Source organism: Paraburkholderia sp. FT54 (assembly GCF_031585635.1).
Classification (GTDB): Bacteria; Pseudomonadota; Gammaproteobacteria; order Burkholderiales; family Burkholderiaceae; genus Paraburkholderia.
The window spans coordinates 421,700-433,951 of the sequence record NZ_CP134196.1 but is presented as its reverse complement, the minus strand read 5'-3'; the positions used below and the strand labels follow the sequence as shown (position 1 = coordinate 433,951).

Sequence of the window (12,252 nt, the reverse complement as noted above, 5' to 3'; positions counted from 1 at the left end):
ACGCAAGACTGTTTGTCCATGGCGGGTGTTCGAAATCGGCGCCGATGCGCCTAGATTTCATACCCATCGGAGCCGCTGGCCCGATCAGCATTTGATCCCAGGTTACTTATCCGGAGATTTAGTCATGGACACGTCACAAAAAGTCATCGTCGTTACGGGCGCATCGCAAGGCATCGGCGCGGAACTGGTCAACGCGTTTCGCAAGCTCGACTACCGCGTCGTCGCCACCGCGCGTTCGGTCAAGCCCTCGGACGATCCGAACATCCTGACCATCGCAGGCGATATCGCCGACCCGGCCACCGCGCAGCGCGTGATTGCCGAAACCATCGCCCGCTTTGGCCGCATCGACACGCTGGTCAACAACGCCGGCATCTTCGTCGCCAAGCCCTTCACCACCTATACGGCCGAAGACTACGCGACCATCACCGCCGTGAACCTCAACGGCTTCTTCCACATCACGCAGCTCGCCATCGCCGAGATGGAAAAGAATGGGAGCGGACACGTGGTCAGCGTCACGACGAGCCTGACCGACCATGCAATCGACGGCGTGCCCTCGGTGCTGGCTTCGCTGACCAAGGGCGGCCTGAACGCGGCCACGAAGTCTCTCGCGATCGAATACGCAAAGCGGGGCATCCGCGCGAACGCCGTCTCGCCGGGCATCATCAAGTCGCCGATGCATGCGCCAGAAACGCATGCGGCGCTCGGCGCACTGCATCCTGTCGGGCATATGGGCGAAATGAGCGATATCGTGAACGCTGTCCTGTATCTGGATTCGGCGCCGTTCGTGACGGGCGAAATCCTGCACGTCGACGGCGGCCAGAGCGCAGGCCACTGATCACGCAAGGGCGCCGATTGCCGGCGCCCTCCACGTCAACCGAGGATTACGGAGAACGCCATGCCTATCGTGACAATTCAGGTGACCCGCGAAGGTTCCAAGCCCGGCAACGATGCCGTCACGGCCGACGAAAAAGCTAGGCTCATCGCAGGCGTCAGTCAGGTGCTGCTGGACGTGTTGAACAAGCCGCTCGCAGCAACCTTCGTCGTCATCGAAGAAGTGAATACCGAGAACTGGGGCTGGGGCGGATTGCCGGTCGAAGCCTATCGCAAGCAGCTAGCCCAGAAGCCGGGTTGAACGTCGGGACGCGCATCGTTCAACCCGTCGATCCGTGGGCTCTCCAGTCCTTTAGTCCGCGAACTGCCGCAACTGCTCGACGCACTGCTTCAGTTCGCGTTCCAGCTGCGCGACCAGTTCCGCCGCGGGCATCGACCTCGCCAGCGCGCCGGCCTGACCCGCCCACTGCGCGCCGTAGCCGAACTCTCCTTTCGCCTTCGCCGCGGCATGCAGCGCTTTCCCGGCATCGTACGCGATGGGATACGCGGGCGGCCTGGGTGACCGCGCGCCGGTGCCGAGCGCGGTGAAACTGTTCGCCATGCTTCTCGCCACCCGCCCGGAGATCGCCGCCGTAAAAGTCGTGTGACGTGCCGCGTCGCCAAGCATGGCGCGACGATAACCCTCGTCGATCGACGTTTCCGGACACGCCACAAAGGCCGTGCCGAGCTGCGCGGCCTGAGCGCCGAGCGCGAGCGCCGCTGCAATGCCGGCGCCGTCCATGATGCCGCCCGCGGCGATCACCGGCAGCCGGCATTCGCTCACCAGCAAACGTGTCAGCGCAAACGCGCCCAACCGGTCGTCGGATGCATCCGGGTCGAAGACACCGCGATGCCCGCCGGCCTCGATCCCTTGCGCCACGATCGCATCGACGCCCGCCGCTTCGACCTGCAACCCCTCGTCAAGATTTGTCGCACTGGCAAGCAATTTGATGCCCGCTTTCCTCAGTTCGGCGATGACATCGGCCGAAGGCAAGCCGAAGTGGAAACTGACGATCGGCGGCTTCTCCTCCAGAAAAACCGCCAGCATGGCGGGGTCCGCAAGAAAGCTCGTGTAGATCTCCGACAGCTTGGCCGGCGGCGTTGCTCCATACTTTTTGAAATGCGGCGCAAGCCAGTTCAACCATTGCTGCTCGACCGCCGCGTCTGCTTGCGCAGGCTGATGGCAGAAAACGTTGATGTTGAACGGCTTGTCCGTCTGTGCACGCGTCTCCCTGATGACCTTGCGCGCGCCGTCAGCGTTCATCGCGCCGACGCCGAGCGAACCAAGGCCGCCTGCATTGGAAACTGCCGCGGCCAGTGCGGGCGTGCTGACACCGGCCATCGGCGCCTGAATGATCGGTTTGTCGATGCCCAGCAAGCGCAGCAAGGCACGGTTGTCCGTCTGATTGGTCATGTCGCTTCCTCATAAAGTCTCACTACAATATAGTCCTGATGTTCCGCACGAACCTTCAAGACAACGCGATCAGGCACATCGCCCAGAGACCATGCAGCGTCAATTTGAAGATGTCCTTCTGGGCAGTATCGAACTGTTCTGTCTAGCGGCCGAACTGGAGAGTTTCACCGAGGCCGCGAACGCCGCGAGCGTCACACCGGCCGCCGTCAGTCGTACGGTCGCGCGTCTCGAGCAACGCCTCGGCGTACGATTGTTTGTGCGGACCACACGACAGATCCGGTTGACGGACGCCGGAAGACGATACTTCGAACAATGCCGCGAAGCGCTGGCCCAGCTCGCCGAAGCCGAGCGCGAAGCGACCGGACAGCAGACGGCGCCCACCGGCGTGCTGCGCATCAGCATGCCGACACCGTATGGGCACTATCGCGTACTTCCCTTGCTGGCCGAGTTTCGCAAGCGCTATCCGGGCGTCACCGTCGAAACGCACCTCAGCAACCGCAACATCGACTTTGGAGATGAAGGCTTCGACCTGGCCATTCGTGGCAAGGCGCCGGGCGACTCCGGTCTGATCGCGCGCAAGATCGAGGACGCGGAACTGGTGGTCGTCGCTGCGCCCGCTTATCTGCGTGGCGCCGCCAAACTGAAAACCCCGGACGATCTGATTCATCACGACTGTGTCCAGTTCGCGTTGCCGAGCACCGGCCGCAACATCCCCTGGGTGTTCAAACATGAAGACGATATAGTCGAGACGATGACGAGCGGCGCATACATGTGCTCGGGCGACGTGCTGGCCGGCGCAACGCTCGCGCGTCACGGGGCGGGCATTTTCCAAACCTATCGGTTCATCGTCGAGCAAGACCTCATCGCGGGAACGCTCAAGGAATTGCTCATTCCCTACGGTGGTTGTTCGCGGCCGTTCGTTCTGCTTTACCCGCATGCGCGGCATCTGTCCTCGCGCGTGCGGAGTTTCGTCGACTTCCTGATGGAAAAGCTGGGATCGTAGGCTTGCGAGGTTGCACGCCGCGCTCTTCACGACGGGCGTCACAGGCGCAGCGGGAAGATGAACTTCGCCGCGAGCAGTCCGAGCACCCCGCCAAGCAACGTCTCCCAGGCGCGCGCGCCTAGAACCGAAATGGAATGCACGCCGCCGATCGCCAATGTCACGATCAATGTGAAGGCGAACGCCCCGCAAGCGATGTCGTAGCGATCGGGCAATGTCATCGCGTAGATGATCATGGCGGCCGCCACGGCGGCCCAGGCGAGCAGCGGCGCGTGCTCGACAAGCGGCAGACAGGCCAGACCCAGCGGAACACCGACCAGGGTGCCGATGATCCGTCGGCGCACGCGCTCCGCCGTGCCGCTCGCCGAGCCCGCAACCACGTATGTGCTCGCCGTGATCGCCCAGGCGGACTCCTTGAGTCCGATCGTCTCGTTCAAGGCAACGACGACCAGCGCGCCGCTCGCCGCCTGCAGGCCCATGATGAGTTCAGCCGAAAGTTTCCAGCGATCCGGCACGTTGACCGGTGAAAGCACCGTCGTGGCCGGACGCTCCGCCGGGCCGCTGAGCAGGCGCGGAACAATCGACGCGAGCATCGCGATCAGTCCCGCCACCACGACTGCCGGCAGATCGACCGGCGTCAGATGAACGTTGTAGGCCAGCAATTGGCCGATGTATATCTGGGAGCCCATTCCCGCACCCAGAATGCCGAAGCGCTTGAGGTAGCCGACCAGAAAGGCGCCCGTCACGAGCGTCAGTTCAGGACCCGACTTGCCGATTGTCTGCAGGAGCGGCGCGAATCCGATGAACATGGCCGCGCCGAGCACGGCGGCGGCACACAGGAATGCCAGGTCGCGGCTGGACTCGGGCCGCGAGATGCGCGCTTCCGAGACACTGGCCCACAGCGCGAAGTTGCCCGCCAACGAACCCACCAGCGTCGCGCCGGGCAAGCCGTGCGTGACGTCCTGCAAGGTCCCGAGCGCGGCGGCGATCCCGTAGGCGGTGATGAGCCGCAGTCCCTTGATCCGGCGATGCGTGCCGGGATCGATCTGCTCCAGCCATGCCGTCACCGGTGCTAACACGCCGCGCCGGTCCGCGTCGCCCGGTTCACCTCGAATGCCATCGCTCGCCGCGCGACTTCGTGCGTCGGCGCCGATCTCCTTGTCGTCCTCGAGGATCACCTTTCGCTTCACGGCGTTGTGCGCGTCGAATTGGGCTACCTCGTAGTCTAGTCGATCGAAACGGCGCGGAGCGGCCGGAAATCGTTGTCAAAGGGCTGAATCACCCGCCAGGTTCGACGACCGCGTCGTGACGGCCATCGGACCCATCGTGGCTCCGATCCTCAAAAATCGCATGCGATTTAATCTCATGCGCTTGACAAGACCAAACTTCTCCATCATTATTCGACGCATGCGATTACATCGCATGCGATTTAAAGCAACTTGACACCTCTCTCCACCAAGGAATCCATCATGACCAAGATCGAAACTGTCCTGCTCACCGGCAAAACCCACACGACGTTCAGCGGCCGCGGCGGCCGCGTCGACCTCAATCTGTCGGCAGCCAAGGGCGGCGGCGATGACATCGCGTTCCCGGCCGTCCAGGCGCATCCGACCGCCGAGCAGCTGTTCGCGGGCGCCTGGTCGGCCTGCTACATCTCCGCGATCGGCCTCGTGGCTCAGTCGAAGAAGGTGGCGCTTCCGGCCGATCTGTCCGTGGATATCGAGGTGGATCTGGGCATGACCGGTGACGCCTACTTCCTGCAGGCCCGCTTCGACGTCAGCGTGCCGGGCGTGGCGCGCGAAGTCGCCGAGGCCATCGCGCATGAAGCGCACGAAATCTGCCCGTACTCGAAAGCGACACGGGGAAACATCGACGTCGTCGTCAACCTCGTTTGATCCGTATTGGTCACTGAACCGGCATTTCAGGGCGCGCTCCGGCAAGGCTCGCGCCGCTCATCGAACATCTTTTATCGGCATACCATCATGAAAACCAAACTCGTTGCTGCATTGCTCGTCGCACTTTCCGCTTCCGCCGCCGCGCCCGCGTTCGCCAGCGGCTATGGCCCGGCCCCCTTCTATCGGCCCTCGGTCGGCGCCCCGGCGTCGCAACGCGGCCAGAGCGCGCAAACCGTCGCGGCGAGCGCCGACGACGCAGCCGGCTCGCAAGCGGCGTACGGCGGTGTCGTCTCCGGTCACGCAGAATCCGCGAGCCGTGCGGCCGTCGCGCCCCACGACAATCTTTATGCACGTCATTAGAGCGCACAGCCGGCCGCAGCAAAGGCTCGGCCGGCTACACGCATGGCAATGGCGGCAAGATGGGATTTGGGTGCCGGTCGGCCACCCAGGCCAATCTCTGGCATGCTTACGCGATCGCATTCGATAACCGCGAGCTAACCACCAACGAGTGACGCAGCGCCACTGACGAAAAGGATTGAAATGACGACACAAACCGAAACTGCCATCCTGGCCGGCGGCTGCTTCTGGGGCATGCAAGACCTGCTGCGGCGCTACCCCGGCGTGCTGTCCACGCGCGTGGGCTACACGGGCGGCGACGTGCCCAACGCCACCTACCGCAACCACGGCACGCACGCAGAGGCGCTCGAGATCGTGTTCGACCCGAGCCAGATCAGCTATCGCAAGATCCTGGAATTTTTCTTCCAGATCCATGACCCGACGACGAAGAACCGCCAGGGCAACGACATCGGGATGAGCTACCGCTCGGCCATCTTCTATCTCGACGATCAGCAGAAGCGAGTCGCCGAGAACACCATCGCCGACGTCGACGCATCCGATCTCTGGCCTGGCAAGGTCGTCACCGAGCTTGCTCCCGCCGGTCCGTTCTGGGAGGCCGAGCCGGAACATCAGGACTATCTGGAGCGCATTCCCGACGGATACACATGCCATTTCGTCCGGCCGAACTGGAAGCTGCCCGAGCGCGGCTGAAGGTGAAGTCGAGCGCCAACGGTCCTGCAACACGGTGGCGCAAAAGAAAAGCCCGCGTACATCGTCCGCCGGCCGTTTTTTTGGAAAAGCGATTTTTGAAGCATGGGCCGCGTGATCGCATCGGTCTGCGCGGCCGCGCCGCTCATTGCCCGTTCTGAACCGCTTTGACGAGATTGTTGCGTAGCGTCACGATTGCCTTCTGCACCTTCGCGAAGTCGTCCGGCGCGAGGCCGGTCGCTTCGACGAGGTCCATGTTCAGGCCTTTTTCGCGCAACCGCCGACCGCTTTTCGTCAGACCCACCAGCACCTGACGCTCGTCCTCGGGGTCGCGCTGCCTTTGCACGTAACCCGCCGCCTCCAGCTTCTTCAGGATCGGCGTGAGCGTGTTGGACTCGAGGAACAACTTCTCGCCCAGACTGCTGACGGTCTGATTGTCTTCCTCCCACAACGCGATGATCGTGATGTATTGCGTATAGGTCAGCCCAAGCTCTTCGAGAATCGGCTTGTATGCCTTGCCGAACGCCAGGTTCGCGGAATAGACCGCGAAGCACAGGAAGTCGGAGAGCTTCACATTCGCGGAAGCGGGTTGGTCGGTCGATTTCATCTGCATCCTCGTTGGGTAGAGGCTCGCGCCTCGCTTACCACATTATACATCGCATGCGATTATATCGTAATCGCTCAAATTTGGCGTGACACTGCGCGGCAATCAAGGCCTCGCAACTCGAACACCCGTCCCGCGTCGAACGCATGCGGATCGACGCGATGCCTATTTGGCGGAGGAGCACTGACGATCGGCTTCACCGTCCTCTTCGGCACGAGTAACCTAGCTGCGCAGACAATCATGACCTTGAATTCGACCGCCGCGCCATGGCCTTGAAGGTTCGCACGGATTTTCCATGGGAGAACGTCTTGAAGCGGATCGTGGTGATCGGCGCAGGCTTCGCCGGACTGTGGAGCGCGGTGGGCGCGGCGCGCAAACTCGACGAATTGCGCGTTCCCGCTGAGCAGGTGGAAGTCGTCGTCATCAACGGCACGCCGTATCACAGCATTCGCGTGCGGAATTACGAACAGAATCTGGACGAGACGCGCGTGCCGCTAGCCGATGTTCTGGGCCCGATCGGCGTGCGGCTCGTCGAAGGCACGGTATCCGGCATCGATGCGGCGAACGGCGGCATCACGCTTCAGACCCAAGAGCAAACGCAGACGCTGGCCTATGACCGGCTCGTGATTGCAGCGGGCAGCCAGCTTGTCCACCCTGATATTCCCGGTTTAACCGAGCATGCGTTCGACGTCGATACGTTCTCCGGCGCAACGAAACTCGCTGCGCATCTGCGCGGCTTGCCTTCGCTCGCGAGCGCGGCGAGTCCGTTTATGGCGGTGGTGGTCGGGGCAGGCTTGACGGGCATCGAGCTGGCGGCCGAATTGCCGGCACGCTTGCGCGGCATCGCGGGCGAGTCGCATGGCGACGCCGTGCGCGTCGTACTGGCAGATCGCTCGGCGAAGATCGGCCAGGCCATGGGCGGTGCGCAGCCTGTCATCGAGCGCGCCATGCACACCCTCGGCGTCGAGCTGCTCCCCGGCGTGTCCTTGCAGTCGGTGGACGCCAACGGCGTCGAACTCACGAATGGCGAACGCATTGAAGCGGCCACGGTGATCTGGTGCGGCGGCATGCGCGCGAACGCGTTGACCGCGCAAATCCCCGCGACACTCGATCCTCTCGGACGCCTCCCGGTGGATGCGTTCATGCGCGTGGAAAACGTACCCAAGGTATTCGCTGCCGGCGATTGCGCGCGCGTGTTGATCGACGGTGCGCGGCCGTCCGTCATGTCATGCCAGCACAGCCGGCCGATGGGACGCTATGCCGGTCACAACGTCGTCTGCGACCTGCTCGGCGGTGAGATGCTGCCGCTCCATATCGACTGGTACACGACCATTCTCGATCTCGGTCCTTGGGGTGCCGTGTACACGGAGGGCTGGGACCGGCATCTGGTGTCCGAAGGCGAAGCGGCCAAAGCGACCAAGCAAACCATCAACTGCATGCGCATCTACCCGCCGCGCACTGGCCTTCGAGAGGACATCCTGCAAGCTGCCGCGCCCGTCGTGCAGACACCGCCGCCGACTGCCGCCGCCCGCTGAAGACATGGCTGGAAGTGTGTACCGATGCGCCCGGCGTGGATCGCATCAAACTGCACAAGTACACGGGAAATGCGGCGCTGAAGTTCTTCGACACGAATCTGAATGTGACGCGAAGTCCGCAAAACCAGCGATCTACGGCTCAAGCGTCGCCATCGGATTCGAGCTGCGCTTCAATGGCCGCCTTATCTATCACTGACCATACCTGCTCGATCTTTGCACCCCGGAATTGATAGAACACATTCTCCGAGAAGGAAACACGCTTCCCGTTGACGGCGAGGCCAAGGAACGTTGCCGTTGGCGTACAGGCGAAGCCGAGCCGGCTGCCTATAAAAGGCGGATCTGAAATCAACAACTGAATGTTGAAATAAAGGTCGGGAATTTCACGGAAGTCTCTCTCCAGCATCTCACGATAACCGGATAAGCCGATGCGCTGACCGTTGTAGTGCACGTCGTCGTCGACGTAAAGCCCGAGATTCGGCCAGTCCTGTTTATTCAGGCAGGCAATGTAATCTCGGTAGAGGTTGTAGAGGTCAGGCGTGTCCATGGCAATTGCCCCGTCCTTGTACAAGGTCCGTGCTGCAAGGCAGGAAGAATTGAAATTCTACCGCCGGGAATAGCCGGGCGGAAATCGCAGCGGCGGCCCCCGCCATGCGGCGCCTTCCCTGGTAGCAACGCCTTGCGCATTCGGGCAACGACGTCAGGCTGCCGCGTCGACCTGCGCCCGCTGTATGTCGGCCGCCTCCAGAACCGCTTGCACGACCCGCTCGACGCTCGGCCAGTTCCGCGCGTGCTCGCCCGCGACATACTGCTCGGGAGACACGCTGCGGTACGGCGGCGGATAGCCCCAGATGGCGTCGTGCCTGGCGGGTTTGGTCACACTTCCGCCGATCACGGCGACAGTCGGGCGGCAAAACGCGGCCGCAACGTGCATCAACATCGACGAATTGGTCAGCACGAAGCCGGCCGCTTCGGTGAGAGCGAACATGACGCGCATCGGCACCTCGCCCGCCAGCGAGCGGACGGGCACTCCCGGGCCCGCTGCGGCGATCGCTTCGGCTGCGCGCGCCTGATCCGCAGTGCTGCCGACAATCACGATATCGCACGCGGCGCCGGCTTTTTCCAGTGTGTGCGCGATCTGCGCGAGCGCAGCGCCGACCTGGCGTGCGTCCCATGCCTTGGTCGCAACGCCGGCGCCGACGCCGACGATCAGCCGCACGGTGCGGCGGCCCGGCACGTTACCCGCATGCCAGATCCGCGCGGCGGTTGCACGCTCGTCGTCGGTCAGGAACAGCTGGGGGCGCGCATGCGGCAGCGCCGTTGCGCCGAGCAGTTCGCCCTGCGCGAGCGCGGCACGTCCACATGGCCGGGCGGCGAATTCGATAAACGCCTGACACCCGCTCCAGCCGCCGCGATAGCCGCGCACGCCGATGCGATACCGCACGCCCGTGCGCATCATCAGCAGCGCGCCCATGTAGCTGCCGAGCACATCGATACCCACATCAAAGCCGCCGCGCGCGCGCAATGCGGCGACCTGTGGGGACTTCCACAAAAAACGCAATACGTTGCCGTGCGAGCGATCCTCGACCAGCTTGTTGTTCCAGGGCGCGTCGATCTCCACGATCTCGTCGACGAAGGGGTTGTTCTCGAGTATCGGACGCCCCCAACTGCCCACGCCGGCGATCAGGCGCGTCGTCGGAAAGCGCTTGCGCAGCGCCTCGAAGAGCGGCGTGGTGGTGAGCAGTTCGCCGAAATCGTTCGGACGCAGCACGAGAATCTCGCGCGGCGTGTCTCGATTCGGATCGAACCGTGGCGGATAGAAGCGGCCCATCAACCAGACCGGCGTTTCGATCAGCAGACTTTTCCAACCCATTGCTTCTCCAATGCGGCAGATGGCGGTGCCCTCGCCCCCGGCAGGCGGCCCGGCGCGCAGGGCGTCGGTGCGCCGCGGGCGCCGCCCGGATATCGTTCCGATTGTGCATGGTTGCCAGATCGCATTCTGTGGCCAGGCGTACAGAGCCGCTGACTGCGTGTCCGTCCGTTGAATCGAAAAGCGACCGCTCGATCTTGTCGTATTGCTAAGGGATATCACGCGGGACGTGAACCGGATTCGAGCCGCGCAAGGATCCTGCCGCCTTTGTCCGCAGTCAGAAACATGAAAGGGAACCCGCCTACTTCTTGTCCGATATTTGCGCAAGCCCGGCCTACAATGGGATGAGCGACGTGCCCTTCATGCGTTCGCGATCGACTCACAAAGTCATCCAAGCGCGGATTGCCGTGCGGTTGCTCAGCACGCGCCTGCCGACACCGGCAATCAATCATCCCCCCGGTGAAGTCGTTCCCGATCTAAAACGTGCGGCCTCTGCCGTGCCTGTTGTCGCAAGAGGACAACCGGGCATGCCACCTTTTTGTCCGAAAACAGACGGCCCTCTCGACAGGTTCCGCTTACGCAGCGCTGCGCGCCCACGAGGCGGCAGCGGCGTATCACTGCGTCTGACGTTTTGTCCGAACGGTGTTCTCAATTCAGATTGATAACGCGGACCCTGCGTCTGTTCATTCAGATCGAGAGTCCGATCGATGACAAGGAGATGAACATGAACTGCAAGCGTTTGCGGCTGATTTCGTTAGCGGCTGTGGCACTTCTCTCGCTCAGCGACGCAGCACTCGCCGACGGCCGATGCTCGGCGGCCACCCTGAAAGGCGCGTACGGTTTCAGCGCCGAGGGGCGGATTCTCGGATTGCTGGATCAGGACGGCTTCCATCCGTTCAAGACGCCATCGATTCTCAACGACGTCGCGATCCTGTCGTTCGACGGCTCCGGCCAATTTTCACGGACCGACTTCGGCAACATTAACGGCGTGCCGAAGACGAGCGACTTCAATTCGAACCAGCACGGCACCTACACGGTCAACAGCAATTGCACCGGCACCATGACCATCACGTACGACAGCGGCGTCATCCTCGCCCTTGAGATGATCATCACCGACGACGGCAGGGTCGTCAAAGCGCTGATTGCTACGGAGACCGTACCTTCTTCCACGAAGCCGATCGACGGCACGCCGTGCGGATCGAGCTGCCAGCAGGCCGTGCAGGTGAACATGGAAGGCCGCAAGGTGGACAACTTCAGTTTCCGTTGAGCGAAGCCGTGGCGTCGCTACGCTTCATCCGTCCTGGCCGGTCGATGCTCGCGACATGAAAGGCGACCGGTGCAGGTGATCGAAGCATCGCTATCTGCAAGTCTCGACTGCCAGACGATTCGCGCGTCCGGTGAACACTGGCATCAGGCCAGCACCGCGCCGGCGATCGGCACGGCCCCAATCCAGGACCCCGCCGGCACCCCGTCGGACCCCGGGCACGTCACGTGCTTCCGCATACCGTGGTACGAAGCTGACCGTTCGACAGACAACCTGGAGCCGAAAATGAAAGCAAAAACACTGATCTGCGCGACCGCTCTCGCCGCGATCTGCGCATCGCAAGGCGCCTATGCGCAGGTTGCCGGACTGCAACCGCTCGGCGGCACCGTCGAGCAAACCAATGCGCTGCTGAAAGGCTGGAGCGTGCGGCGCGCACTTGTCGACCAACCGGTCTACAACGACTTGAACGACAAGGTCGGCAGCATCTATGACGTGATCATTTCACCGGACCGTAAGGCGACGTATGCGGTCGTGTCGGTGGGCGGCTTCCTCGGCATGGGCAAGCACTATGTGGCGATCCCGGTCGATCACTTCGAGATCCGCGACGGCAATCTGTTCCTCGCCGGCGCGACCAAGGATGCGCTGAAGTCAGTACCTGAATTCGAGTACAACAAACTCGAAAAAGCAACCAAGCCGCACAAGGTCAAAGTGGAATAACCGAGGCGGCAGGCCGTACAACGAGAGCGAGACGGCTCACTT

At 62.8% G+C, this 12,252-nt stretch carries 14 protein-coding genes; 9 read left to right on the top strand and 5 right to left on the bottom strand.

Annotated elements, in window-relative coordinates; all coding sequences use genetic code 11:
- The first annotated feature begins 124 nt into the window (after positions 1 to 124).
- Both RI103_RS21445 and RI103_RS21440 read left to right on the top strand, forming a co-directional pair.
- Positions 125 to 835: an SDR family oxidoreductase gene (locus tag RI103_RS21445; RefSeq protein ID WP_310817460.1), complete on the top strand. Its 711-nt coding sequence runs from the start codon at positions 125 to 127 to the stop codon at positions 833 to 835.
- 60 nt (positions 836 to 895) lie between these two features.
- Complete coding sequence (locus tag RI103_RS21440) at positions 896 to 1,132, top strand: 4-oxalocrotonate tautomerase family protein (protein ID WP_310817458.1); 237 nt, start codon at positions 896 to 898, stop codon at positions 1,130 to 1,132.
- 51 nt (positions 1,133 to 1,183) lie between these two features.
- Here RI103_RS21440 and RI103_RS21435 read toward each other — a convergent pair whose 3' ends face one another.
- On the bottom strand, positions 1,184 to 2,284 hold the full coding sequence (locus RI103_RS21435; RefSeq protein ID WP_310817456.1) for a nitronate monooxygenase: 1,101 nt from the start codon (positions 2,282 to 2,284) through the stop codon (positions 1,184 to 1,186).
- Between the two features lie 91 nt (positions 2,285 to 2,375).
- Between RI103_RS21435 and RI103_RS21430 the strand changes: the two genes are divergently transcribed.
- Positions 2,376 to 3,287, top strand: coding sequence for a LysR substrate-binding domain-containing protein (locus RI103_RS21430; protein ID WP_310817455.1), 912 nt, complete (start codon positions 2,376 to 2,378; stop codon positions 3,285 to 3,287).
- A 38-nt stretch (positions 3,288 to 3,325) separates the two neighbouring features.
- Here RI103_RS21430 and RI103_RS21425 read toward each other — a convergent pair whose 3' ends face one another.
- On the bottom strand, positions 3,326 to 4,474 hold the full coding sequence (locus RI103_RS21425; protein WP_310817453.1) for an FUSC family protein: 1,149 nt from the start codon (positions 4,472 to 4,474) through the stop codon (positions 3,326 to 3,328).
- A 279-nt stretch (positions 4,475 to 4,753) separates the two neighbouring features.
- On the opposite strand from RI103_RS21425, the gene RI103_RS21420 reads away from it, so the two are divergent.
- The 3 genes from RI103_RS21420 (at position 4,754) to msrA (ending at position 6,226) form a co-directional block, all read left to right on the top strand.
- A complete protein-coding gene (locus tag RI103_RS21420; RefSeq protein WP_310817451.1) occupies positions 4,754 to 5,179 on the top strand; it encodes an Ohr family peroxiredoxin in 426 nt (141 codons plus the stop codon).
- 87 nt (positions 5,180 to 5,266) lie between these two features.
- Positions 5,267 to 5,539: a hypothetical protein gene (locus tag RI103_RS21415; RefSeq protein WP_310817449.1), complete on the top strand. Its 273-nt coding sequence runs from the start codon at positions 5,267 to 5,269 to the stop codon at positions 5,537 to 5,539.
- A gap of 180 nt (positions 5,540 to 5,719) precedes the next feature.
- Positions 5,720 to 6,226 carry a peptide-methionine (S)-S-oxide reductase MsrA gene (gene msrA, locus RI103_RS21410; RefSeq protein ID WP_310817448.1) on the top strand — a complete coding sequence of 169 codons (507 nt, stop codon included), beginning with the start codon at positions 5,720 to 5,722 and terminating at the stop codon, positions 6,224 to 6,226.
- A gap of 142 nt (positions 6,227 to 6,368) precedes the next feature.
- Here the strand turns inward: msrA and RI103_RS21405 are convergent, their stop codons facing one another.
- Positions 6,369 to 6,830 carry a MarR family transcriptional regulator gene (locus tag RI103_RS21405; RefSeq protein ID WP_310817446.1) on the bottom strand — a complete coding sequence of 154 codons (462 nt, stop codon included), beginning with the start codon at positions 6,828 to 6,830 and terminating at the stop codon, positions 6,369 to 6,371.
- 305 nt (positions 6,831 to 7,135) lie between these two features.
- On the opposite strand from RI103_RS21405, the gene RI103_RS21400 reads away from it, so the two are divergent.
- Positions 7,136 to 8,362 (top strand): FAD-dependent oxidoreductase, encoded by a 1,227-nt coding sequence (locus RI103_RS21400; protein WP_310817444.1) that lies wholly within the window; start codon positions 7,136 to 7,138, stop codon positions 8,360 to 8,362.
- A gap of 139 nt (positions 8,363 to 8,501) precedes the next feature.
- On the opposite strand, the gene RI103_RS21395 is transcribed toward RI103_RS21400, so the two are convergent.
- The gene (locus RI103_RS21395; RefSeq protein ID WP_310817442.1) at positions 8,502 to 8,906 is read right to left on the bottom strand and encodes an ester cyclase; all 405 of its coding nucleotides are present in this window, start codon (positions 8,904 to 8,906) and stop codon (positions 8,502 to 8,504) included.
- A 153-nt stretch (positions 8,907 to 9,059) separates the two neighbouring features.
- Positions 9,060 to 10,232: a glycosyltransferase family 9 protein gene (locus tag RI103_RS21390; RefSeq protein ID WP_310817440.1), complete on the bottom strand. Its 1,173-nt coding sequence runs from the start codon at positions 10,230 to 10,232 to the stop codon at positions 9,060 to 9,062.
- Positions 10,233 to 10,953: 721 nt separating this feature from the next.
- On the opposite strand from RI103_RS21390, the gene RI103_RS21385 reads away from it, so the two are divergent.
- Both RI103_RS21385 and RI103_RS21380 read left to right on the top strand, forming a co-directional pair.
- A complete protein-coding gene (locus RI103_RS21385) occupies positions 10,954 to 11,496 on the top strand; it encodes a hypothetical protein (protein ID WP_310817438.1) in 543 nt (180 codons plus the stop codon).
- A gap of 282 nt (positions 11,497 to 11,778) precedes the next feature.
- A complete protein-coding gene (locus tag RI103_RS21380) occupies positions 11,779 to 12,210 on the top strand; it encodes a PRC-barrel domain-containing protein (protein ID WP_310817437.1) in 432 nt (143 codons plus the stop codon).
- Positions 12,211 to 12,252: the final 42 nt, after the last annotated feature.

Bases quoted from the DNA above. Each gene is read 5' to 3' on its own strand.
- RI103_RS21380 (WP_310817437.1), top strand. From the start codon at position 11,779: ATGAAAGCAAAAACACTGATCTGCGCGACCGCTCTCGCCGCGATCTGC.
- RI103_RS21445 (WP_310817460.1), top strand. From the start codon at position 125: ATGGACACGTCACAAAAAGTCATCGTCGTTACGGGCGCATCGCAAGGC.
- RI103_RS21440 (WP_310817458.1), top strand. From the start codon at position 896: ATGCCTATCGTGACAATTCAGGTGACCCGCGAAGGTTCCAAGCCCGGC.
- RI103_RS21390 (WP_310817440.1), bottom strand. From the start codon at position 10,232: ATGGGTTGGAAAAGTCTGCTGATCGAAACGCCGGTCTGGTTGATGGGC.
- RI103_RS21385 (WP_310817438.1), top strand. From the start codon at position 10,954: ATGAACTGCAAGCGTTTGCGGCTGATTTCGTTAGCGGCTGTGGCACTT.
- RI103_RS21395 (WP_310817442.1), bottom strand. From the start codon at position 8,906: ATGGACACGCCTGACCTCTACAACCTCTACCGAGATTACATTGCCTGC.
- RI103_RS21405 (WP_310817446.1), bottom strand. From the start codon at position 6,830: ATGAAATCGACCGACCAACCCGCTTCCGCGAATGTGAAGCTCTCCGAC.
- RI103_RS21415 (WP_310817449.1), top strand. From the start codon at position 5,267: ATGAAAACCAAACTCGTTGCTGCATTGCTCGTCGCACTTTCCGCTTCC.
- RI103_RS21430 (WP_310817455.1), top strand. From the start codon at position 2,376: ATGCAGCGTCAATTTGAAGATGTCCTTCTGGGCAGTATCGAACTGTTC.
- RI103_RS21435 (WP_310817456.1), bottom strand. From the start codon at position 2,284: ATGACCAATCAGACGGACAACCGTGCCTTGCTGCGCTTGCTGGGCATC.
- msrA (WP_310817448.1), top strand. From the start codon at position 5,720: ATGACGACACAAACCGAAACTGCCATCCTGGCCGGCGGCTGCTTCTGG.
- RI103_RS21420 (WP_310817451.1), top strand. From the start codon at position 4,754: ATGACCAAGATCGAAACTGTCCTGCTCACCGGCAAAACCCACACGACG.